This is a genomic window from Microbacterium sp. NPDC087591 (assembly GCF_044743625.1).
Lineage (GTDB): Bacteria > Actinomycetota > Actinomycetes > Actinomycetales > Microbacteriaceae > Microbacterium.
On sequence record NZ_JBIUWU010000002.1, the window covers coordinates 440,871 to 462,367 of the forward strand.

20 protein-coding genes and 1 other RNA gene are annotated in these 21,497 nt (G+C 68.5%); 4 read left to right on the forward strand and 17 right to left on the reverse strand.

Annotated elements, in window-relative coordinates:
• Positions 1-19 precede the first annotated feature (19 nt).
• The 7 genes from ACIOVG_RS12700 to ACIOVG_RS12730 form a co-directional block, all read right to left on the reverse strand.
• On the reverse strand, positions 20-832 hold the full coding sequence (locus ACIOVG_RS12700) for a tyrosine-protein phosphatase (protein WP_400873834.1): 813 nt from the start codon (positions 830-832) through the stop codon (positions 20-22).
• Positions 829-2,520, reverse strand: a complete 1,692-nt coding sequence (locus tag ACIOVG_RS12705; protein ID WP_400873836.1) for a SulP family inorganic anion transporter — start codon at positions 2,518-2,520, stop codon at positions 829-831. Before ACIOVG_RS12705 ends, ACIOVG_RS12700 begins: the two co-directional genes overlap by 4 nt.
• Positions 2,521-2,609: 89 nt before the next feature.
• Positions 2,610-3,998, reverse strand: coding sequence for a hypothetical protein (locus ACIOVG_RS12710; RefSeq protein WP_400873839.1), 1,389 nt, complete (start codon positions 3,996-3,998; stop codon positions 2,610-2,612).
• A 5-nt stretch (positions 3,999-4,003) separates the two neighbouring features.
• Positions 4,004-4,945, reverse strand: coding sequence for a DUF1214 domain-containing protein (locus tag ACIOVG_RS12715; RefSeq protein WP_400873842.1), 942 nt, complete (start codon positions 4,943-4,945; stop codon positions 4,004-4,006).
• A 41-nt stretch (positions 4,946-4,986) separates the two neighbouring features.
• On the reverse strand, positions 4,987-5,313 hold the full coding sequence (locus ACIOVG_RS12720; RefSeq protein WP_400873845.1) for an SHOCT domain-containing protein: 327 nt from the start codon (positions 5,311-5,313) through the stop codon (positions 4,987-4,989).
• 1 nt (position 5,314) lies between these two features.
• A complete protein-coding gene (locus tag ACIOVG_RS12725) occupies positions 5,315-5,752 on the reverse strand; it encodes a DUF6325 family protein (RefSeq protein ID WP_400873848.1) in 438 nt (145 codons plus the stop codon).
• Positions 5,749-6,123 carry a PLDc N-terminal domain-containing protein gene (locus ACIOVG_RS12730; protein WP_400873851.1) on the reverse strand — a complete coding sequence of 125 codons (375 nt, stop codon included), beginning with the start codon at positions 6,121-6,123 and terminating at the stop codon, positions 5,749-5,751. The genes ACIOVG_RS12725 and ACIOVG_RS12730 overlap by 4 nt, the downstream gene beginning before the upstream one ends.
• Positions 6,124-6,309: 186 nt before the next feature.
• Between ACIOVG_RS12730 and ACIOVG_RS12735 the strand changes: the two genes are divergently transcribed.
• Positions 6,310-7,788, forward strand: coding sequence for a LuxR C-terminal-related transcriptional regulator (locus ACIOVG_RS12735; RefSeq protein WP_400873854.1), 1,479 nt, complete (start codon positions 6,310-6,312; stop codon positions 7,786-7,788).
• 108 nt (positions 7,789-7,896) lie between these two features.
• Positions 7,897-8,385: a pyridoxamine 5'-phosphate oxidase family protein gene (locus tag ACIOVG_RS12740; RefSeq protein WP_400873857.1), complete on the forward strand. Its 489-nt coding sequence runs from the start codon at positions 7,897-7,899 to the stop codon at positions 8,383-8,385.
• Positions 8,386-8,459: 74 nt separating this feature from the next.
• Here the strand turns inward: ACIOVG_RS12740 and ACIOVG_RS12745 are convergent, their stop codons facing one another.
• A complete protein-coding gene (locus ACIOVG_RS12745; RefSeq protein ID WP_400873860.1) occupies positions 8,460-9,062 on the reverse strand; it encodes a hypothetical protein in 603 nt (200 codons plus the stop codon).
• A 300-nt stretch (positions 9,063-9,362) separates the two neighbouring features.
• Positions 9,363-10,178, reverse strand: a complete 816-nt coding sequence (locus ACIOVG_RS12750) for a helix-turn-helix domain-containing protein (RefSeq protein WP_400873863.1) — start codon at positions 10,176-10,178, stop codon at positions 9,363-9,365.
• Between the two features lie 289 nt (positions 10,179-10,467).
• Between ACIOVG_RS12750 and ACIOVG_RS12755 the strand changes: the two genes are divergently transcribed.
• Complete coding sequence (locus ACIOVG_RS12755) at positions 10,468-11,616, forward strand: AI-2E family transporter (RefSeq protein ID WP_400873866.1); 1,149 nt, start codon at positions 10,468-10,470, stop codon at positions 11,614-11,616.
• Between the two features lie 19 nt (positions 11,617-11,635).
• Here ACIOVG_RS12755 and ACIOVG_RS12760 read toward each other — a convergent pair whose 3' ends face one another.
• From ACIOVG_RS12760 to ACIOVG_RS12775, 4 genes are read right to left on the reverse strand one after another with little or no spacing between them, the layout of a single operon-like run.
• A complete protein-coding gene (locus ACIOVG_RS12760) occupies positions 11,636-12,556 on the reverse strand; it encodes a diacylglycerol/lipid kinase family protein (RefSeq protein WP_400873869.1) in 921 nt (306 codons plus the stop codon).
• 50 nt (positions 12,557-12,606) lie between these two features.
• Positions 12,607-15,585 carry a bifunctional [glutamine synthetase] adenylyltransferase/[glutamine synthetase]-adenylyl-L-tyrosine phosphorylase gene (locus tag ACIOVG_RS12765; RefSeq protein ID WP_400873871.1) on the reverse strand — a complete coding sequence of 993 codons (2,979 nt, stop codon included), beginning with the start codon at positions 15,583-15,585 and terminating at the stop codon, positions 12,607-12,609.
• Between the two features lie 7 nt (positions 15,586-15,592).
• Positions 15,593-16,930 (reverse strand): type I glutamate--ammonia ligase, encoded by a 1,338-nt coding sequence (glnA, locus tag ACIOVG_RS12770; RefSeq protein ID WP_400873874.1) that lies wholly within the window; start codon positions 16,928-16,930, stop codon positions 15,593-15,595.
• 2 nt (positions 16,931-16,932) lie between these two features.
• On the reverse strand, positions 16,933-17,145 hold the full coding sequence (locus ACIOVG_RS12775; protein ID WP_400873877.1) for an SPOR domain-containing protein: 213 nt from the start codon (positions 17,143-17,145) through the stop codon (positions 16,933-16,935).
• 69 nt (positions 17,146-17,214) lie between these two features.
• Here ACIOVG_RS12775 and ppgK point away from each other — a divergent pair, with 69 nt between their 5' ends.
• The gene (ppgK, locus tag ACIOVG_RS12780) at positions 17,215-17,961 is read left to right on the forward strand and encodes a polyphosphate--glucose phosphotransferase (protein ID WP_400873880.1); all 747 of its coding nucleotides are present in this window, start codon (positions 17,215-17,217) and stop codon (positions 17,959-17,961) included.
• A gap of 232 nt (positions 17,962-18,193) precedes the next feature.
• Here ppgK and ACIOVG_RS12785 read toward each other — a convergent pair whose 3' ends face one another.
• The 4 genes from ACIOVG_RS12785 to ACIOVG_RS12800 all read right to left on the reverse strand — a co-directional run bounded on the left by ACIOVG_RS12785 (position 18,194) and on the right by ACIOVG_RS12800 (position 21,496).
• Positions 18,194-18,421, reverse strand: a complete 228-nt coding sequence (locus ACIOVG_RS12785) for a hypothetical protein (protein WP_400873883.1) — start codon at positions 18,419-18,421, stop codon at positions 18,194-18,196.
• A gap of 209 nt (positions 18,422-18,630) precedes the next feature.
• Positions 18,631-19,013: RNase P RNA component class A (rnpB, locus tag ACIOVG_RS12790), an RNA gene on the reverse strand.
• A 25-nt stretch (positions 19,014-19,038) separates the two neighbouring features.
• A complete protein-coding gene (locus ACIOVG_RS12795; protein WP_400873886.1) occupies positions 19,039-20,736 on the reverse strand; it encodes a bifunctional 3'-5' exonuclease/DNA polymerase in 1,698 nt (565 codons plus the stop codon).
• Positions 20,737-20,758: 22 nt separating this feature from the next.
• Positions 20,759-21,496 (reverse strand): zinc ribbon domain-containing protein, encoded by a 738-nt coding sequence (locus tag ACIOVG_RS12800; RefSeq protein WP_400873889.1) that lies wholly within the window; start codon positions 21,494-21,496, stop codon positions 20,759-20,761.
• Position 21,497: the final 1 nt, after the last annotated feature.

The window sequence follows — 21,497 nt, forward strand, 5'->3', positions numbered from 1 at the left end:
AGGCCGGAACGGGCCGGGGTCAGCGGTGCGAAGAGGTGTCGACGAAACGGTCCCGCAGCAGCCGGAGATTTTCCGGCGTGAGCCCGAGGCCCTCGCGGGCATACCCCTCGATACTGCCGAAGTGGGCACGGGCCTCCTCGAGAGCCGCGTCGAGGTATTCGCTGCGCACTCCGAGCACGGGAAGGAGCAGCGCAGTGTCGACGCCCTTCGCAGCCGCCGCGTCCAGGATCGGCTGCAGCGCGGGCAGGAGATCGGTGTTCGTCTCCAGGTAGTCGGCGTGAACGTCGTCCTCCGTGACGCCGAGCAGGAGGAGCAGCGACGCCGCGGCCCAGCCCGTGCGATCCTTGCCGGTCGTGCAGTGGAAAAGTGCGGCACCGGTACGCGCAGGATCGATGAGGTCGAGGTAGAACGAGCGGTACGCCGCCAGCGCCGAGGGGAGACTGACGATGTTGCGGTACGACTCCTGCATGAGAGCCTCGGCGCGTCCCTCCCCCAGCGTCGCGGCCAGTCCTGCGGGGTCGGTGACGAGTTGGCCGACGCTGGCGGCGACGTCGGCCGTGCTGTCGGCGAGCACGTCCAGCCCCAGGATGTTCACGCCCGCGGGCAGCTGATCGGGCGAGGCTGCGCGCTCCGCCGCGGTGCGCAGGTCGTACACGGTCGCGATGCCCAGACCGGCGAAAGCGGGGACATCGTCGCCCTGAAGCCGCGCAAGGGTCGCAGAGCGATAGACTGCGCCCGTCCGGACCGGGCCCTCCGCAGTGGCGAGACCTCCGAGGTCCCGGAGGTTGGGGGCGCTGCGCAGGGGCACGCGCCTGTCGATCGAACCGGTCATCTGGTCTTCTCCTCATCGGTCGGGGTGGCTCGGGGGTTTCCGTCGAACGCTGCGATCGCGACATCGAGGTCGCTGTAGATGTGGGCAGGGTCGATGCGCGACATCAGCGCGTACCGACGCAGCGTCTCGAGCAATGCGGGTTCCGGACGTGCGAGCACGACGTGGATATCGCGCGCATGGAGCGACGTGATCAGATCCGCGAGGCTCTGCCCCGCGGAGTAGTCCACATCGGCGATCCCGGCGCAGTCGAGAATCACCCAGCGCACGGGATCCGGCGCGGCGGCGATGACCCTCTCCAGCCGGTCGGAGTATCCGGTGGAGTTCGCGAAGAACAGCTGGCTGTCGAAGCGGTAGACGATCAGCCCGGGGCTCGACTGGGCGCCGGGCTCTGCGGGAAGGTAGTCGTAGTCATGGTCCCCCACCGCCAGCACGAAGGCCGGCGCGGCGTACTGACGCGAGATGACGTCGAGCAGCGAGAGCGCGATGGCCAGGACGATTCCCTCGATGATGCCGACCGTGAACACAGCGAACATCGTGAGCAGCGCGACGAAGAACTCCACCCGACGTCGACGGGCGATCCGCCACAGCCCCCTCACGTCGACGAGTCCGATCGCGATGACGAGCACGACTCCCCCGAGGACCGCGAGCGGGAGGTCGGCGAGGAGGTCGGTGAGGAACAGCAGCACCACGAGTGTGATCACCACCACGACGAGGTTCGCCACCTGTGTGCGCCCCTTCGCATCGTCCAGGATCTGCGTCTTCGTCGGCGAGCCGTTCACGACGACCGTTCCGCTCACACCTGCCGCGATGTTCGCCACGGCAAGTCCCAGGATGTCGCGGTTCACGTCGACGCGGTCGCCGTGCTTCATCGCGAAGCTGCGCGAGGTCGCGGCACTCTGCGCGATCACGATGAAGAAGCAGGACAGCGCAGTGGAGGCGACCGCTCCGACTTCGGCGAAGGCGATGCCCTCGGGCAGCCCGAGGTGCGGGAGACCGCCTTGGATGGGTCCGACGACGTCCACTCCCCGGCCGGCAGCATCGGTGAGCGTGGCCAGCACGAGCAGCCAGACGATCGCGAGCATCGCGCCGGGCACCCTCGGGATGACGACCTTGCAGAACACGATGATGCCGACGGTGCCGAGCCCATAGGCGAGCGTCGGCAGGGATACGTCGCCCAGCGCGGACATCCACGCCCACTGCTTCTCGAACCAGTTCCCCGTGCCCTTGTCCACGCCGAGGATGTCGGGGATCTGGTCGCTGGCGACCTTGATGCCGATGCCGCTGAGGAAGCCGATCAGGACGGATGCCGAGAGGAAGTCGCCGAGGAACCCTAACCGGAACAACCGGGCGACCACGAGCAGCACACCCGTGAGCAATGCGGTGAGCGCGCACAGGGCGACCCAGCGACTCGATCCGGTGACGACACCGGGGACTGCGGCGACGACGAGGCCCGCAGCGAGAATCGCCGCCGCCGCGGAGTCTCCGCCCACCACGAGCAGCCGGGACGAGCCGATCAGCACGAACGCGACCAGGGGAAGCAGGAGCGTATAGAGACCGGTGACGATCGGGGTCTGAGTGATGGAGGTGTACCCCATCACCTCGGGGATCGCCACGGCGGACAGCGTGAGACCTGCCACGATGTCCGGTCCCAGCCAGGCGAGGCGATAGCCGCGCAGGGAGACCGGCACCAGAGACCTCACCCCGCGGGATGAAGGGCGCGCGGAGGCGACGGCGTGCGCCGGAAAGGCACCTCCCGCTCGCTGATCCGACTCCTGCGTCATGCGGCCGAGCCCCCGACCGGCGCGGCGTCGGGTGCACCCTCCGCCGTCACGAGCGGACGGGCGGCCAGCTCGAGCAGACCGATGACGAGCACGCCGACCACCGCGGTCCAGACGATCGTGCCCGGAGACAATGGTCGGGAGACGAGCAGCACGAAGAAGCAGCCCAGCCCGACGACGATGCGCAGCGGGATGCGCCACCGGTACAGCTGCTCTCCGACGACGCCCGTCGTGATACCGCGCTGTTCAGCCGCGTCGCGGAGCGCCGCGAAAGCCGCGGCGACCTGTCCCCGCAGACCTCGCGCCCAGGTCCACGGCCCGGCGAACGCCGTCACGACCAGCACGGTCGCGGCGAGAACCCCCATCACCAGCACGATGCTCGACACGAAGCCGAGGATGCCCGAGTACAGTGCGACCGCCGCATCCTGCGGGATGATGTCCGCGACCGCGAGGGCGAAGACGCCGGTGCCCACGCCGATCCCCGCGCCCATGAGCAGCATCGTGAGCAGCACCGCACCGGAAGTCCAGATCAGAGCGACCGCGCGTCTGCGGGCGATCAGCACTCCGGTGGCCAGGAACAGCAACGCCACCCACGGCATCCAGATCCCGAGCGCCACGACGACCTGATAGATCGTGAGGGAGATGCTGACGGCACTGGACTCCGCGATCACGATCGAGCGATCGATCTCCGGGATCTCCGCAGCGAGGGCGAAGCCTTCGGCGACCAGTTGCTCCTTCACGGCTCGGATGATCGGACCGAGCTGCAGACTGACCTCCTGGTTCTGTCCGACCGTCACGGCGGCATCGCTCTGACCCGTGGCGGTGTTGACGAGCTGCCGGTGTGTGACGGTCAGCGCGTCCTTCCAGATGACGGCGAAGACATCTGAGCCCACGAACTCGGTCACCGTGTTCTCGATCAGCCCCTTCACTCCCGCGACCGCCGGTGCCTTGAGCAGACCGAGCGCTTCGCTCGCCCGCGGGGTGAGTTCCAGACCTTCGAGGCCGGCGAAGAGGTCATCGGCGATGCGGTCGATGTCGATCGCCGACTCGATCGCCGCGACGCTCTGATCCGCCACGAAGTCCTGCACGGCCGGATCATCGGCGAGCGGCGTGAACGTCGCGACGAAGTAGGACGTATCGGTGAGCTCGCGATGAGCCCACGTGGAGACGATCGCCACGGGGGTCAGCACGGCGCCGATCGTCACCAGCGCGGTGCTGAGGATCGTCCAGCCCCACGCGCGTCGACGGCGCCGGGCGGTGGCCGACGCCGAGTCGGTGGCGTGCTCTGCGCCCTCACGTGCGGCCCTCAGCTGGCGGGTGAGCTCCTCCTTCTCGGACGTGAGCCGCGCGAGCTCCGCCTGCAGCTGTTCGGTCGTCTGCGATGGCATCCGCGTCAGATCCTCTCCGGGCGCGGGGCAATCCACGTGCCGTCGAGGATCGGGCGGCGGGGACGGTAGAGCCGCAGCGTGTAGTTCCAGCCCGGCATGATGAGGAGCGTGTTCGGAGACCCGTCCGGATGCTCGCTGAATCGGATGGTGACGCTCTCGTCGGCCTCACGCACCGCCGTGAGGCTATTGATGCTGTTGACCCGGAGCTCATTGGGCTCGAAGTATCCGGCGGCGTTGTACAGCGATACCGACCAGAACGCGTCCACCGGCACGTCGCGCAGGTGCAGTCGGTAGTCGGCGACCGGCAACCCCTCGTCGACGCTCATGTACGTGGCCTCGTACTCGGGCAGACCGCCCCAGCCGCCCGCGGTTCCCAGCAGGTGCATCACGGGATCGACCTCGGCACGCGTGCCGAAGGCGTGGTCGTAGGTCGACACTCCTCGTCCGAGTGTGAGGAGCGCATCGCGCGTCTCGGTCTGCGAGGACGGGTCGTACTCGGGGAGCGGGAATGCGCCGGAGCCCCCGCCGGAGAGGAGGAGCCCGTCCTGGAGCCGATTCACCTCCGCGACATCAGCCGCATCGTTCGGGTCGGCCAGAATCCGCACCAGGACCGCCGCATGGTCGCTGCCGACCAGCTCGCGGGTGAGCACGTGCTCACCGGGCTCGTTGAGGAGGAAGGCCGTGTAGTGATCCTGATTGATCACGTGCGCCGAGATGTAGCGCGCCCCCGTCTCCGGCAGCGTGAGCGTGACCCCCTCACGGACGTCGATGATCGCGCTGCTGTACAGCGTGTCGCGGTTCTGACGGATCACCGGCTGATCGTCGAGACCCTTCAGGCCTCTGGTGTGATTCCACTCCCCGATCCCTGTCGCGGCGCTGAGCCGCGAGAACATCAGGTCGGACTCCGCGCGCGCGAAGTTGAGGAAGGTGACTTTCGTTGCAGACATGAGGTTCCTTGGGGTCTGGGGCGGACGGGATCGCCCGGTGCTCACGAGAGCAGCCGCGCTTTCGCGGCCGCGAACTCGGCATCGGTCAGCAGCCCCTGCGACCGGAGCTGCCCGAGGTTCTGCAGCTGGGCGACGAGACCGGCGGAGGCTGGTGCCGGGGAGAGAGCTTCGGCGGCCGCGGCGGGCGGCGGTGCTGCCTCGCGGAGGTCGAGCGCTTCGTACTGTGCTGCCTCGTACTGCGTCTGCTCCCTGTTCTGGCGATGCGCGGCTACGGCACCGCTCACCGCGGTCGCCGTGCCCGCGACGACCGCCGTGCGCGCGGCGAGGCCCAGCAGGCCGGGACGGCCGATCCTCGGGATGAAAGGCATGTCAGGCCTCCGTTCTCGGGAGTGGGGAATCCATCAGGGCGTTGACGACCTGCGCGGGGATGCGCTCGTGACCGAGGAGCACCGCGCCGGCCTGGACCGTCCGTGCCACCAGCTCGCGCCGGTAGACGAGCTCGACGGCGACGAGAAGCGCCGCAGTGCCGACGGGAACGGCCGCGGCGAATGCAGCGATGTCCTCATGACCCGCGAGGCCGGCTACGCCGAGCTGGTGCGCCTCGACCCCATAGGCGGGAGAGAGATCATCCACCTCCGTGACCGCGATCTCCCCGTTGAGCGACCGCGAGATGTGGACGAGGTCGAGCAGCCGCAGGACGTCGGTCTCGACGAGGTCGAGAAGAGCCTGCAGTGCCGTATGGTCGGGCTGACCGTCGGGGAGCCCGACCAGGTAGAGATCGACCGGTCCGTAACCGGCCAGCGTCACGACAGTGCCTTGGCCTTCAGCTGCTCGAACTCCGCTGTGCTGATGGATCCGGCTTCGAGAAGGGCGGCAGCCGCAGCGATCTCCTCGCTCGGCGACGATCCCGCGACCTCACGGATGTAGGTCTGCGCGGCATCCTCTGCTTCCCGGGCGGCGCGACCACTTCGTTCCGCCATTCCCTGTCCTCGCGCGATCAGATAGATCAGGGCGGTGAGGAACGGGAGGAAGATCAGGAAGACGACCCAGAGTGCCTTCCACCAGCCGTTGAGCTCACGATCGCGGAACAGGTCCGTGATGATCGCGAACAGCGCGAACAGATAGCCGATGAAGACCGTCGCCCAGAGCATCCAGCCGAGGATTTCCCAGAAGAGCATGTCGGTGTGTTCCATTTCTTTCGTTGCTCTGCCGCGAGGTACGGCGCCCGGATCCGGTCCGGCGAGAGGCATATCGCTGACAGTCTGGCGAGTCCGGATCCGCCGGGACGGCGACCTCATCCTCCGCGGATGACTTCGGGCGTAAGGAGAGGACCCGGCCCGGCAGCGCGCCGATATTCTGGAGCCGTGATCGAAGCCGTACGCCAGGAGCTCGCATCCGGCGATCCGGAGCAGGCCCGGCGCGCCCTGCAGCGCAACTGGCTCCGCCTGATCCTCGAATCCCACACCGCCGAGCTCGAGCAGCTCTGCCTCGACGCCCCCGATCCGCACGATGCGCATGTCCTGCTGATCCGGGCCTGCTGCCGCGACCTGCTGGGCGACTCGTTCGGTGCGACCTTCCTGCGCGGACAGGGGATGCGAGTGGCGTCCGACGACTTCGTCGCCTGTTTCACGGAACTGCTGCTCGCACCGGACACACCGACCAAAGCCGCACTCGCCGACCGCGCACGGGAAGCCCTCTCACAGTGCGGACCGGACGACGACTACCCCTCTGCCCTGTTCCTGCTGGGGTGGACCGAGGTCCGACTCCGCCGGGATCCTGCCGGCGCGATCGGACTGCTCCGGTCCGCCGCCGACGAGGCGCGTCTGCGTGGACACGCCGAGACGCTCCGCCTCGCACAGTCCAACCTCGCCTTCGCCCTCACCCACGCCGGATTCTTCACCGAGGCCGAGCAGATCCTCGATGCGCTCCCCGTGTCCGCTTCTCCCTCCGACTGGGATCGCTTCGAGGGCGGTCTGCCGCAGGCGAACCGCGGATGCATCGCCTACTGGAGGGGCGACTTCGAAGAGGCGATCGTCCATCTCGACGCGGTCATCGCCGACGGAGCACCCGGCAACAACTTCGAGGCGCTCGCCCGCCTCTACCTCGCGATGAGCCTGATCGCCCTCGGGCGCCAGGACCGCTACTACAACGCGAGCGCACTCCTTCAGGGCGTGAGCAGGGCTGACAAGCACGGAGTCCCGTGGGATACCCTCCGCCGAGTCGTCTCCGCCTGGCTGTCGCATGCCGAGGGTAAGGCCGATCGCGCGCTCGGCCTCGCAGCGCCGGTGCTCGCGAGCGGAACGGGGGCTCCCGTGGCACACGCCCGACTCGCCGAGCTCTATCGCGTGCTGGGGGAACCCGCGCTCGCCACTCAGGCGCTCCGGCTCGCGAACACCGTCGCACTTCCCCGCTACGCACTGGTCAACACGCTCGTCACCTCCGCGGCGCTCAACGCGGAAGCCGGCCGCGGGCGCCAGGCGCATGAGCAACTCGACCGCGCACTGGAAGCGGCGACGGCGGAGCGGGTCCTCGCGCCCTTCCTGGCGGACGACGAGGTGGTCGGCGACCTTCTCGGCGCCCACGCGCACCGGGGCTCCCGCCACCACGTGCTCCTGCAGAGCGTCCTGGAGCGCCGTGGGCATCTCACGAGCCTGCTCGGCGGCGTCCTCACCCGGCGCGAGAACGAGATCCTCGCCTGCCTGCGCACCGAGATGACGGCGGAGGAGATCGCATCGCACCTGGGCATCACCTACCCGACCGTGAAGACGCACATCCGGTCCGTCTATCGCAAGCTCGGCGTGAGCAGTCGGCGGGCGGCCGTCCATGCGATCGACGCGCGCTAGCCCGTAACGCGGGTGCTGCAGAAGCGCAACCCCCTCGGCGGCCGCCTGTCGCACCGTGATGATGGGATCTCCGCCCGGACACGGGCCTGCGCGAAAGGGACGACCCTCATGACCGACACCACCCCCACCCAGCGCGTCGCGGAGCTGATCAAGGACTTCCGCTTCGCGATGCTCACCACGCGCGCCGCAGAGGGCCGGCTGGTCGCACACCCGCTCACCGTGCAGGAGGCGGAGTTCGATGGCGACCTCTGGTTCCTCGTGTCCCGGAGCGCGTCGTTCGTGGACGACCTCCGACGAGACGACCGCGTCGGCGTCTCGCTCAGCTCCAACGACTCGTGGGTCTCGCTCTCCGGCACAGCCGAGCTGGTGGACGACCCTGCCAAGGTCCGGGAGCTGTGGAGCCCGACCGTCGAGGCATGGTTCACGGATGGCCCCGACGACCCCGATGTGGGACTCCTCAGGTTCTCCGCCGAATCCGCCGAGTACTGGGACAGCCCCGGAGGAAAGATCGCCTCCCTCTTCAGCTTCGTCAAGGCCAAGGTCACGGGAGAGCCGTACGACGCCGAGAACGAGAAGGTGGAGCTCCCCCGCGACTGACGTGTACCGCAGACGCGGAAGGAGCCCGTGCTCGATGATCGAGCACGGGCTCCTTGCGGATGCGAGGAGGGAGCTTACGGAACCTTCGCGCCCGACGTCTTCTCGCTCAGGTACTCCGAGGAGAGCGTCGTGTTGACGTAGCTCGGGGTCAGCGCGCCGCCCGCGGTCGGGTAGAGCCAGACGACCGGCAGAGAGACGATGTTCGACGCTCCGTTGAGGATGCCCGTGTAGACGTACTGGACAGAGCCGGTCGTGCCGGCCTCGGGAAGCGCGCCCACACGAACCCAGCCGTTGAGCGTGCGCTCCTCGAGACGATAGCTGGTCGGCGTCGTGACACCGTTACCGGCTCCCCACTGGACCGTCACCGTCACGGCACCGGACGAGTAGAGTCCTGCCGGCTCGATGTCACCCGTGTCGGGGTTCAGGACATTGAATCCGACGCTCTGGCCGGTGTTGATCTGCACGCGGTTCGGCTGCGTGACCGTCCACGTCCCCACCGACGTGCTGCCCTGCCATTCGGACAATCCGCCAGCCGGAGCAGGCTGCGGGGTGTTGACGCTCGCGGCGGCGAGCGGCGTCGCGACAGCGACGGCGATGACCGGCGCGGACCACGCTGCGGCCTTGATCACGCTGCGACGGTTGATACCGGCACCGTTCTCCTTGTCGATGGTGCTCATTGCGATGTACTCCTCTGGGGTCGAGTCCCGGCACGATGGCGACGCACACCCCGAATGACGGCTGCGGACACGGCGGCGATCCGCACGAGACGTGCGGGGTGCCGAAACGCATCAGCGCGGGCGTGCTGCAGGCGGACGGACTCCACGCTGCAGGCGACAGGTCGCGCGCCGGGTGGCTCGACCTGCACCTGCCATGCTGTCGCCAGCGCACCCTCCCGCCGCGCCCAGACGGAGATCTTGTCGCCAGCGGCTCATCGATTGTCGCTCTGGGTATCGCCGCGCCTGTCAGGAGGAATACCGTCAGGCGGCGAGCGAACGACGCACGACCGAGGGCGAAGGGCGCCCCTCCTGCGCCATCGCCCTGGCCAGGCTCGAACCACCTGAGAACCCGGAGTACTGCCCGATCTCGGCGATGCTCAGCCCGTCGTAGGTCCGATCGGTGAGCAGATCGAGAGCATGCTCGACGCGCGAGCGACGGATAGCGCGCTCCGGCGTCATCTCACGCGAGCGGAATGCACGCTGCAGCTGTCGCAGCGACACCTTCAACTGGTCTGCGATGCCGCGGGGGGTGAGGTTCGGATCCGAGCGCTGAGCGAGGATCGTGCTCATCGCATCCCGATACACGTCCGACGCGGGCCCCACGCGGGGCGAACGGGTTCCTTCCACCGCCACGCCGAGCACCATCTCCTGGAGCAGCCTCTCGAAGTAGTAGTTGCCGAATCCGCTGACGGGCTCGGCGTCGGCTGCCGCGGCGCGTTCGGCGAAGGCGACCGCAGGATCGAGAAGCGCGCTCGCCGAAGCGATCGGGCGCACCTCACCCGGCCCTGGCGCCGTGTAGCCGGTCAGCGCCTCAGCGGGGATGACGATGGACAGCAGGCGCAGGTCATCCCGCGGCGATGCGAGCAGCGGTGCGTCATGGCTCGACAGGAATGCGTCGTTCGTCCGGAGGCGAAGTGTGCCGGCCGCGGAACCGATGTCCATTCCGCCTGCTCTGACGCTGTGGAGGCCGATGAGACCGGCGACGCGTTCGAGACGGGACTTCCCCTCATCCCGGCTCTTGACGAATTCACGGATGCGCACACTGCCGAACACAGCCAGTGTGCGTGCTTTGGTCACCGGCACGGGCCCCCCGAACCGGTGCGTGCGAATACGCGCTCGGCGCGTGCTCGAACACCCCTCATACGACCCTTCCCCTACGGATCCCCACGGTTCCCTGCCGTGGCCGTGTCCCCCAAAGGGGGGACACACCCCCAATACTAGGGGTACCTAGGGGGCGAGAATCCGCAGATTAAGAACATTCAACGGAATGCAGTTGATGCCCAGAGTGACCGCACGGCGCGGCTCGCTTGACCACGCCGCACGCGGGTGATCAACTGAGGGGTCGGACAGTCGAGTGGGGGACATCATGCGTCGGAAGTCGAACAACGAGCACGCCGAACCGGTGAAGCCTGCCCCCTCGCCCTCCCGCCCCTCCGCGGCCGTCGCCTCTCTCGCACGGGCCAATCCGTTCATGCTCGGTCTCCTCGGCGCCCTCGGCGTGCTGGTGGCCCTCGTGATCGGCGGGATCATCGATCAACTCGCCACGGTCCTCGTCTACATCGGCGTCGCGATCTTCCTGGCACTCGGACTCGACCCCATCGTGAGATTCATCGAGCGCAAGCTCCCCCGCCCTGCCGCCGTCGCGATCGTCGTGACCGGTGTGGTTCTGGCATTCGCCGGCATCATCCTCGCGATCGTCCCGATCCTGGTGCAGCAGGTCACCAACCTGATCGAGGACGGGCCGCAGATGGTCAAGGACATCCAGGCATCCGGATGGTTCAAGGACCTGAACAACCAGTTCGGCTCGACGTTCGACGACGCGGCGAACGGCATCCTCTCCTTCCTGAAGGACCCGGGCAACCTGGCCGACATCGGCGGAGGGGTGTTCGCGGTGGGCGCCGGGATCGCCGGTGGGTTCACCGGGGTCACGATCGTCCTGATCCTCACGCTCTACTTCATGGCATCGCTGCACGGCATCAAGCGCACCGCAGCACGCTTCGTGCCCGCGTACCAGCGCGACACGTTCAGCGAGCTGCTGGAGGATGTCTCGGGCGCCGTCGGACGCTACGTGATCGGACAGGCCAGCCTGGCCCTGATCAACGGCGTGCTGAGCTTGATCGTGCTCAGCATCATCGGCGCGCCGGTGCCGGCGCTGCTCGCCTTGATCGCCTTCATCGGGTCGATGATCCCGCTGGTGGGAACCCTCTCGGCGTCGATCATCAACTCGCTGATCTGCCTCTTCGTCAGTCCGGTGACCGCACTGATCGCGATCATCTACTACCTGGTCTACATGCAGATCGAGGCGTACGTCCTGTCACCGCGCATCATGAGCAAGGCCGTCGCGGTTCCCGGCGCGCTCGTCGTCATCGCGGCCGTCGCCGGCGGAGCGCTCGGCGGGATCCTCGGCGCGCTGGTCGCCATTCCGGTCGCAGCGAGCATCATCATCATCGTCCAGAAGGTGCTCTTCCCCGCCCAGGACCGCAAGACGGCTCCCCCGGTGCTCAGCGCCCCCTGAGGGAGCCGGACCGGGAGGATCAGCGCACGAGCAGTGCGCCGGCCTCGACGCGCACGTCGAACGAGGTGACCTCACCCATCTCCTCGCCGTCGATCTCGAACACGAGCGGAGTCTCCAGTTCGACGGAGATCGTCTCGAGAGCGATGTGCTGCGCGGACTCCGTGCTGACCGCCTCATCGTCGCCGGCGAAGAACCGACGGATGCCGTTGTCCCAGACGAAGGAGCGGAAGGTGTCGAGCCACTGCAGCGGGCCGTCGGCGCTCACCATCAGCACATCGAGCTTGCCGTCGTCGAGTACGGCGTCCGGCAGCAGACGGATACCGCCCTGCACCATGCCGCAGTTGCCGATCAGCATGGTGTGACCGCGCACCGCGACCGGATTCTCCCCGTCGACCGAGACCGTGATGTCGGTCATCTCCGTGCCGGCCAACGCGCGACCCATCGCCTCGACATAGGCGAGCCAGCCGGCCTTGGACTTCAGATCGTCATCGGTCTCGACCAGCATCTGCGCGTCGATCCCGAACCCCACCATCACGGCGAAGGCGTGCTCGGTGCCGTCGTACGACACCCACCCCAGGTCGATCCGCCGCGGCTCCCCATCGCGCACGCGTTCGAGCGCCGCCGTGACATCGTTCAGCGGCACCTCCAGGTTGCGGGCGAGCAGGTTGCCCGTGCCCTGCGGCACGATGCCGAGGGCGACATCCGAACCGGCGAGCGACTCCGCCACCGCACGGACCGTTCCATCGCCGCCCACCGCGATCACGATGTCCCGTCCGTCATCCCGCGCTTCACCGGCCATGCCGCGGCCCGGGTCCTCCGGGGTGGTCTCCCACCAGCGGATGTCCTGCTCGTCGCCGAAGACACCGCTGACGGCGCTCTGCAGAACCTCCTGCTCGACCTTGGAGGGGTTCCAGACGATGCCGATGCGTGCGTGGGTCATAGCGCCAGCTTGAGCGACGGCGACCGATACTGCAACTCGACCCGCACGGGTCAGCCGTAGAACAGGTGCTCGAACGCCTTGCGCGCCCGTCGCGTGACCCCGAGGTAGTCCTCTTCGAGTTCTGTCGCGGAGCGGTCCGGGTAGCCCAGGAGGCGGCCGATCGCGTCGAGCTCTCGGCGGTCCGCGGGCAGCACATCCGTCGTCTGCCCCGTGAGCAGGGTGATCGCGGACCGCAGTCTGCTCGCCAACCGCCACGCCTCACGCAGCCGTTCCGCGGAGGCCTCGTCGACCAGCTCTGCGGCCACCGCGGCATCCAGTGCCGCGATCGTGGAGGTCGTCCGCATCCCCGGGATGCGGTGCGCATGCTGCAGCTGCAGCAGCTGGACCAGCCATTCGACATCGCTCAGCGTTCCCGGCCCGAGCTTCAGATGCCGTCTCGGATCCGCGCCCTGGGGCAACCGCTCCCCCTCGACCCGTGCCTTGATGCGCTTGATCTCGCGCAGCCCCTGCTGGTCGACGGTCTCGGGGTAGCGGATCGAATCGGCGAGCTCCGTGAACTTCTCGATCAGCTTGGCGCTGCCTGCCACACCGCGCCCCCGCAGCAGCGCCTGCGCCTCCCAGGACAGCGACCATCGACGGTAGTACGCGGTGTACGCCTCGATGGATCGCACGATGGGCCCGCTGCGTCCTTCCGGTCGCAGATCGGCGTCGAGGTCGAGCGGCAGACGATGATCCGTCAGATGCTCCCGGAGGCGCGTGACGATCTGAGTGGCGAGCGTCTGCGCGCGCTGCGGCTCCACGCCGTTCGCATCGTAGACGTAGAGGATGTCGGCATCCGATCCGAACCCGAGCTCGGCGCCTCCGAACCGGCCCATGCCGATCACGGCGAAGTCCAGCGCCTCGTCCTCGGGCGGGACGACCTCGCGGAACACCGCCCGCAGCGCCGCCTGGATCGTCGTCTCGGTGATCTCGGTGAGCGCCGTGGCGATCTCCTCGATCGTCACCACGTCGAGCACGGCCCCCATCGCGGTGCGGAGCAGCTCACGGCGCCGGTTGGCCCTGACCGCCCGGAGCGCGTCTCCCACGGTCTCGTGCCGGGTCTGGATCGCCCGCGCCTCCTCGTCGAGTGCGACCCCGCCGCGTGGTCGGAGGAGCTCTGTGCTGTCCAACCAGGCCACGGATTCCGGTATCCACTCCATCAGCTCGCCGATGTAGCGCGAGGACGACAGCAGACGCGTCAGGCTCTCGGCGGCTCCGGAGGAGTCGCGCAGCATGCGGAGGAACCAGGGCGTGTCGCCGAGGCGCTCGCTGATGCGGCGGAAGGCGATCAGCCCGTAGTCGGGGTCGCTGCCGTCCGCGAACCAGCGCACCATGATCGGCATCAGGTGCCGCTGGATCGTCGCCTTGCGGCTGAGGCCGGTGGTGAGCGCGCCGATGTGGCGGAGGGCACCCGCCGGGTCACGGAATCCGATCGCCGCCAGACGGTCGTGCGCCTGGGCGGCCGAGAGCGTGCGCTCCTCCTCGGGCAGCGCGGCCACGGCGCTGAGCAGCGGACGGTAGAAGAGGCGGGTGTGGATCTCGCGCACCTCGCGACGCACCGTCTCCCAACGCGCCCAGATCCCGTCGCCGGTGTCTGCCAGGCCGGTGCTGCGCGCGAGCGCCCGAAGCCCGGCGGGGGTGCGCGGCATCAGGTGGGTCCTGCTGAGCTCGCGGAGTTGCAGCCGGTGCTCCATCAGACGCAGGATGCAGTAGTCCTGCGCGAAAGCTGCAGCCTCCACGCGACCGATGTAGCCGCCCGCGACCAGCGCATCGAGGCTCTCCAGCGTGCCACGGGTGCGCAGTGTGGGATCGGTGAGACCGTGCACGAGCTGCAGCAGCTGCACGGTGAACTCGATGTCGCGGATGCCGCCGGCCCCGAGCTTGATCTGATACGGGACGTCCTCGGGGTCGATGTGCTCCATCACGCGCTCCCGCATACGCTGGACGCTGTCGACGAAGTCCTTCCTGGCGGCGCTGGACCAGATCTTCGGCTGTACCGCGGCGATGTAGTCGTCGCCGAGTTCCGCGTCACCGGCGAGCGGCCGCGCCTTCAGCAGGGCCTGGAACTCCCAGCTCTTCGCCCAGCGGTCGTAATAGGCCAGGTGCGAGGCGAGCGAACGCACCAGCGCGCCCTGCTTGCCCTCCGGCCGGAGCGCCGCATCGACCTCCCACAGCGGCGGCTCGACCTCGATCCCGCTGAGTCCGCGCATGGTCTCGCGGGCGAGCCTGGTCGCGATGTCGATCGCCCGCGCCTCGCTGACCACCTCTTCATCGTCCGTGCCACCGACGAAGATGACGTCGACATCGCTCACGTAGTTCAGTTCGCGGGCACCGGACTTGCCCATGCCGATGATCGCGAGACGGGTCGCCGCGATCAGCTCCCGAGGAACGGAGCCCTCGAGTCGAGTGCGCGCGACCGCGAGAGAGGCCTCGAGCGCCGCACCAGCCGCGTCCGCGAGCGCCGCAGCCACCGCGCCGACGACAGTCGTCGGTGTCGGATGGGTCAGGTCGAACGCCGCGATCCTCGCCAGACTCGCCCGGTAGGCGATGCGCAACGCGACGACAGCGGAGTCCTCCCCGGATGCCGCGAACCCGTCGACCGTACCGACCGACGACAGCATGCTGTCCCGCAGTTCCTCGGACGTGGGCAGCGCGTCGATCGGGCCGCTGAGCACCGAGAGCCGGTCGGGATGGCGCAGGAAGAAGTCCGCCAGCCCCTCCGATGCTCCGAGCACTCGCCACACCCGTCGACGTTCCTGCTCTTCGCTCAGCAGCTGCGTCAGGGGGCCGGGATCGCGTCGCGCGACCCGGAGCATCCCGCGCACCGCCGCGTCGGCATCCGGCGCCCCCGCCGCGCCGTCCAGGATCTCGGCGCGCGAGACGCCGAGGATCGTGGAGAGCTCGGCGAGCTCGGCGGCCGCTTCGCTCAGCTCCGCGAAACCGAGCCTGGCCAGCGCGGAGAGCGAGACGGAATCGTCCGGACGAGCCATGCGCGACTCAGAGCAGCTCGAGGTTGTTCTTCAGCTCCAGCGGGGTGACCTGACCACGGTAGGCCTCCCACTCCTTGCGCTTGTTGAGCAGCACGTAGTTGAACACCTGCTCCCCCAGCGTCTCGGCGACGAGCTCCGAGTCCTCCATGTACTCGAGGGCGTGGTCGAGGCTCGCCGGCAGCGAGGAGTACCCGAGAGCGCGACGTTCCGCGTCGCTCAGGGACCACACGTTGTCCTCGGCCTCGGGCGGAAGCTCGTAGCCCTCCTCGATGCCCTTGAGTCCGGCGGCGAGCATGAGCGCGTAGGCGAGGTAGGGATTGGCCGCGGAGTCCAGGGCGCGGTACTCGACACGCGAGGACTGTCCCTTGTTCGGCTTGTACATCGGCACCCGCACGAGCGCCGACCGGTTGTTGTGACCCCAGGTGACGAAGCTCGGGGCCTCGTCGCCGCCCCAGAGACGCTTGTAGGAGTTGACGAACTGGTTCGTCACCGCCGAGATCTCGTTGGCGTGCCTGAGCAGCCCCGCGATGAAATGCCGACCGGTCTTGGAGAGCTGGTACTTGGCGCCCTCCTCGTAGAAGGCGTTCTGGTCGCCCTCGAAGAGAGACATGTGCGTGTGCATCCCGCTGCCGGGGTGATCGCTGAGCGGCTTCGGCATGAACGTCGCATACACGCCCTGCTCGATCGCCACCTCCTTGATGACGGTGCGGAACGTCATCACGTTGTCCGCCGTCGTCAGGGCGTCGGCGTAGCGCAGATCGATCTCGTTCTGACCCGGACCACCCTCGTGGTGACTGAACTCGACCGAGATGCCGAGGTCTTCCAGCATCCGCACCGAGCGCCGACGGAAGTCGTGGGCGGTGCCGCCGGGGACGTTGTCGAAGTAGCCGGCGGAGTCCACCGGGATCGGCCCCTCGGGCCCGTACGACGAGGACTTCAGGAGGTAGAACTCGATCTCGGGGTGCGTGTAGAACGTGAACCCGGCATCTGCCGCCTTGGCCAGCGTTCGCTTGAGCACGTGGCGCGGGTCAGCGACCGCGGGCTGGCCGTCGGGTGTCGTCAGATCGCAGAACATGCGCGCGGTCGGATCGATCTCACCGCGCCAGGGCAACGTCTGGAACGTCGTGGGATCGGGCTGCGCCAACAGATCCGACTCGTAGCTGCGCGTCAGGCCCTCGATCGCCGAGCCGTCGAAGCCGATGCCCTCGGCGAAGGCCCCTTCGACCTCGGCGGGCGCGATGGCGACCGATTTGAGGGTTCCGATCACATCGGTGAACCACAGTCGCACGAACTTGACGCCGCGCTCTTCGATCGTCCGGAGGACGAAATCCCTCTGCTTGTCCATGGCTACTCTGCGCCCTGGCCCTTCGCGTCCCAGCCCTGCTCGACTGCTTCTTCTTCCGCCCAGGCGCGCGCACGCTCCTTGAGGACCTCGGGCGCACGGGCGGCCTCGGCGGCCGTGTCGAACGGTCCGACTCGATCGGCGGACGGCGAGATCATGCCGAACTCGACCTGCCCGGTCTCCGAGTTGTACCAGTACTTGTCATCACCGTCAGACATGTTCCGTCCCTCCTTCACGTGGTGACTCCGATCCTACTGGCGTACGCGGCGGTCGCTAAGCTATCGCCCATGGCAAAAGCGATCGGCGTCGATATCGGCGGCACGGGAATCAAGGCTGGAATCGTCGACCTCACGCACGGCACGATGGAATCGGATCGTGTGCGTGTCCCCACCCCGACGGGCGCATCCCCTCAGGACGTCCTCGAGGCCGTGCAGACGGTGCTCAAGACTCTCGATGTGCACGAATCGACGCTGCCGCTCGGCGTCGCCTTCCCGGCGATCGTCAAGCGGGGCAAGACGCTGTCGGCGGCGAACGTCTCGAAGGACTGGGTGGACTTCGACGCGGAGCGCTTCTTCCGTGACGGCCTCGGCCGCAACATCGTCTTCGTCAACGATGCGGATGCCGCCGGCGTCGCGGAGGCCCGCCACGGCGCGGCCAGGGATGTCCGCGGACTCACGCTGCTGACCACCCTCGGCACCGGTATCGGCTCGGCATTCCTCTTCGACGGCGTGCTGATCCCCAATACCGAACTCGGCCACCTGCACTTCGGCGACTACGAGTCCGTCGAGCAGTGGGCAGCGACGTCGGCGCGCGAGCGCGAGGGCCTCAGCTGGGCGGAGTGGGCCGAGCGCCTGCAGGCGTTCTACTCGCACATCGAGTTCCTGTTCAGCCCTGACCTGTTCGTTGTGGGCGGCGGCGTGTCGAAGAACGCCGGCGACTTCCTCCCGCTGCTCGAACTCAAGACTCCGATCGTCCCGGCGATCCACCGCAACAACTCGGGCATCATCGGCGCGGCGTCACTCGCCGGCGACTGACCGACACCCGCTCGGTCCCGTCCCCGGACCGAGGGCTCCAGACAGGACGAGGACCCGACGACTGTGCAGTCGTCGGGTCCTCGATGTCTGAGGCGCATGGGCCGGTCGTCCGGCGCCGCGGTTCGCGCGTCTCATGGCGCGCCACCAGCTGACTGCCGCGGCCGAAGCCCGACCTGGAACTCTCGCGGCCCGGAGTCTTGTTCCGAAGCCCACGAGGAGATGCGTGAGGCCGCTAATCCAGCGACGCCTCGGGATGAGTGCTGTCCGCGGCGGTGTCTCGAAGCTCCACGAGAGAGTGATCGTCCTCGCCGGCGGCGATGCGCGCCGCCCGTCGCTCGAGCAGGTCGGCCGCGACGGAGTTGAGGGCAGAATCGATCCCGCCGTCGACACGCTGGCGAAACTCCTTCGCCGAGTCGCGGAGTATCCGCGCCTTGTCGGCCGCCCGATCGACGTGAGCCATGCGTGTTGCCCCCGGATCGAATAGCGACGCTGTCGACGCAAAATCCCTAGTTTGCCTAGTTACCCCTCATATTAGCGAAGTGGCGGCCGCGAGCGACATAGCGCGAGGCTGACGTGCGCCCGCACACTCTCCCGATGATCGCCTCCCGATGGTCTTCGGGCGCGCGAACTCAGACGGTCCGGGGAAGAACCCGGTCAGGTCGGTGTATGCGAATGGGCCGACCTGTACGCCGGGTTCTGTTCCGGGGTTCTTCGCCCCTTCGACGGCCATCTCTCTCGGCGACACGTTGCCGTGCCGCTCCAGCGGTCTACCCGAGGACTCGGCGAGCCGCGTCAACATCCTCTGTCTGACCTTGCTCCGGGCGAGGTTTACCTGGCGGGCCATGTCACCATGACCCCCGGTGGTCTCTTACACCACCCTTTCACCCTTACCCTTCGGGCCCTTCGACAAGCTCAGGGAACCGAAGGGCGGTCTACTCTCTGTGGCACTGTCTCGCGGATTGCTCCGGGTGGGTGTTACCCACCGCCCTGCCCTGTGGAGCCCGGACGTTCCTCGGTGCGGTCTCCCGCCACGCGACCGTCCAGCCGACCCATTCGCATGTCCAGTCTACGGCGCTGCTACTTGTCGGCGGACATCGCGATGCGCAGATCGAGCGGGACGTCGATCGGGAAGTTGCCGAACAGTCGTCGCGTCGCGGTGACGGCGGCCTCCTGCACTGCGGCGGCCGCTTCCTCCGCATGCTGCTCCGGCACATGCAGGATCACCTCGTCGTGGAGGAAGAAGGCGAGATGCGGCATCCGCGAGAACGGCCCGGACGGTTCAGCGGCGGCGAAGGTCTCCTCGAACTGCGACAGCCGATGTCGGATCTCCGCCAACCAGATGAGCGACCACTCCGCCGCAGTCCCCTGCACCACGAAATTGCGCGTGAACCTCCCCCAATCGCGGGCGCGCCGACGTGCGAGGGCGACCACTGCAGGGTCGGCATCCGCGGAAGTCGCCTCGGACTGCAATCGCATCCACTCGTCGGACGGGCGCGGCGACGAGCGCCCCAGCCAGGTCGACACGATCCCGCCGTCCTCGCCCGTGCGCGCGGCGGCATCGACGAGCGCCATGGCCCGTGGATAGACCTTGCGCAGCCGCGGCACCAGGCGTCCGCTGTCGCCGGTGGTCGCTCCGTACATCGCGCCGAGGACCGCGTACTTCGCCTCCTCGCGCGTGCCGACGGCTCCGGACTCCACCACCCCGGCGTAGAGATCGCGACCCCGAGCGGCACGGGCCATGGCTTCGTCCGCCGCCATGGCGGCGAGCATGCGCGGCTCGAGCTGCGCGACGTCCGCGACCACCAGCGTCCAGCCCTGGTCCGCGCGCACGGCCGGGCGAAGACTGCGCGGCAGTTGCAGCGCTCCCCCTCCCGCCGAGGCCCAGCGCCCGGTGACGACTCCGCCGGGAATGTACACAGGGCGGAAACGACCGTCGTGCACCCACTCCGCCAACCATGCCCACCCGTTCGCACTCAGCAGTCGTGACAGTTTCTTGTAGGCGAGCAGCGGCTCGACGACCGGATGCTCGTGCTGGGCCAGCTCCCACTTGCTCGTGGATTCGACGTGCACTCCGACGCGATGAAGCGCCCGCAGCAGCTTCTGCTGGCTGTCGAGGTGCAGATTGGCGTCTCCGAGGATCGCCCTCACCTGATCGCCGAGTTCCACCATGCGGCTCGGGAGGCCCCCGGCTATCGGGCGCGTGCCGAGGGTGTCGGTCAGGATCCGATCGTGCACCTGCTCGTTCCACGGGAGTCCGGCGACCCGCATCTCCTCCGCGATCAGCCCGCCGGCGGACTCCGCAGCGCACAGCAGCGTGAGCCGTCCGTCCGCGGCCGCACTCATCACACGTCGCTGCGACCGGAACTGCTCGAGCACCTCCACGACCGGATCCTCTCCCCGCTCGTCGTCCAGCACGTCGAACAGTGCCGGCGCCGCATCGGTCGGCTCCTTCCGCTCCCAGGCGGCGGATGCGGCCAGTGGCGAGGTGACTGCGGCGGTGTCGCGCAGGATCGCGTGGCACAAAAGCAGATCGTGCGAGCGCGCGATGCGCACGTCGGCCGCGAGCAGCGCGGGATAGACGTCTCTGGCGCTCCGGATGATCCACCGCGGGGAATCGGCTGCCTCCGCATCCCGCACCCACGCAGCCAGTTCGGCCGCGGTGAGGACGACCCTGGACTGCTCCTCGTCGGCGTCGTCGACCTCGACCGCGACGTAGCGGCTTCCGCCGACCGCGATCAGGGCGATCCGCCGTTCAGCGGGCGACGGTGCGCTCATCGTCGCCGCACAGGCGCCCCGCTCATGCGGAGATGCCGGACTCCTCGGTGCGCACCAGGATGCAGCCGCACTCCGGGCAGAACAGGACCGCGTCGTCGGCGGCGCGGCGGATGGCGTTCAAGTCGGTGCCGGGCAGCACGATGCGGCAGCCCTCGCAGGTGCCCCGGGTGAGCAGTGCAGCGCCGGCACTGTTGGCCACACGGCGGGTGTACTCGGCGAACAGGTCTTCGGGGACACCCGCGCTGATGGCGGCGCGGTCTCGTCCGAGCTGCGCGATGAGGTCGGTCGCGGCGGCGACATCGGCCTTGGCCTGCGTCGTGAGCGCTGTGCCCTCGGCCGTGGTCGTGTCGATCAGCGCCTGCTGTGCGGCGACGGCGGCCTCCGCCTCCTCCAGGCGGCCCATGATGTCGAGCTCAGCGTCTTCCAGGTCGCTTTGACGGCGCGCCAGGCTCGCCAGCTCATGCTCGAGGGCCTGCGCCTCCTTCGCATTGGTCGCGGTAGCGAGGCGTCCGGCATCGCGCGCTCGACGCTGTTCGACGAGCGAGACGTCGGACTCGAGGCGCGTGAGCTCGGTGCGCGCATCGTCGCGCGTTCCGGTCAGCGCGGTCAGCTCGCGGAGCTGCTCCTGGCGCTGGGCCACGAGTTCCGTGATGCGCGGACCCTGCGGCGGCGTGGTGCGGGCACGCTCCGCCTGCGCGATCCGCCGATCCAGGTCGGCGATGTCGAGCAGGATGCGCTGTTTCTCAGGGCTGGAGTTCACT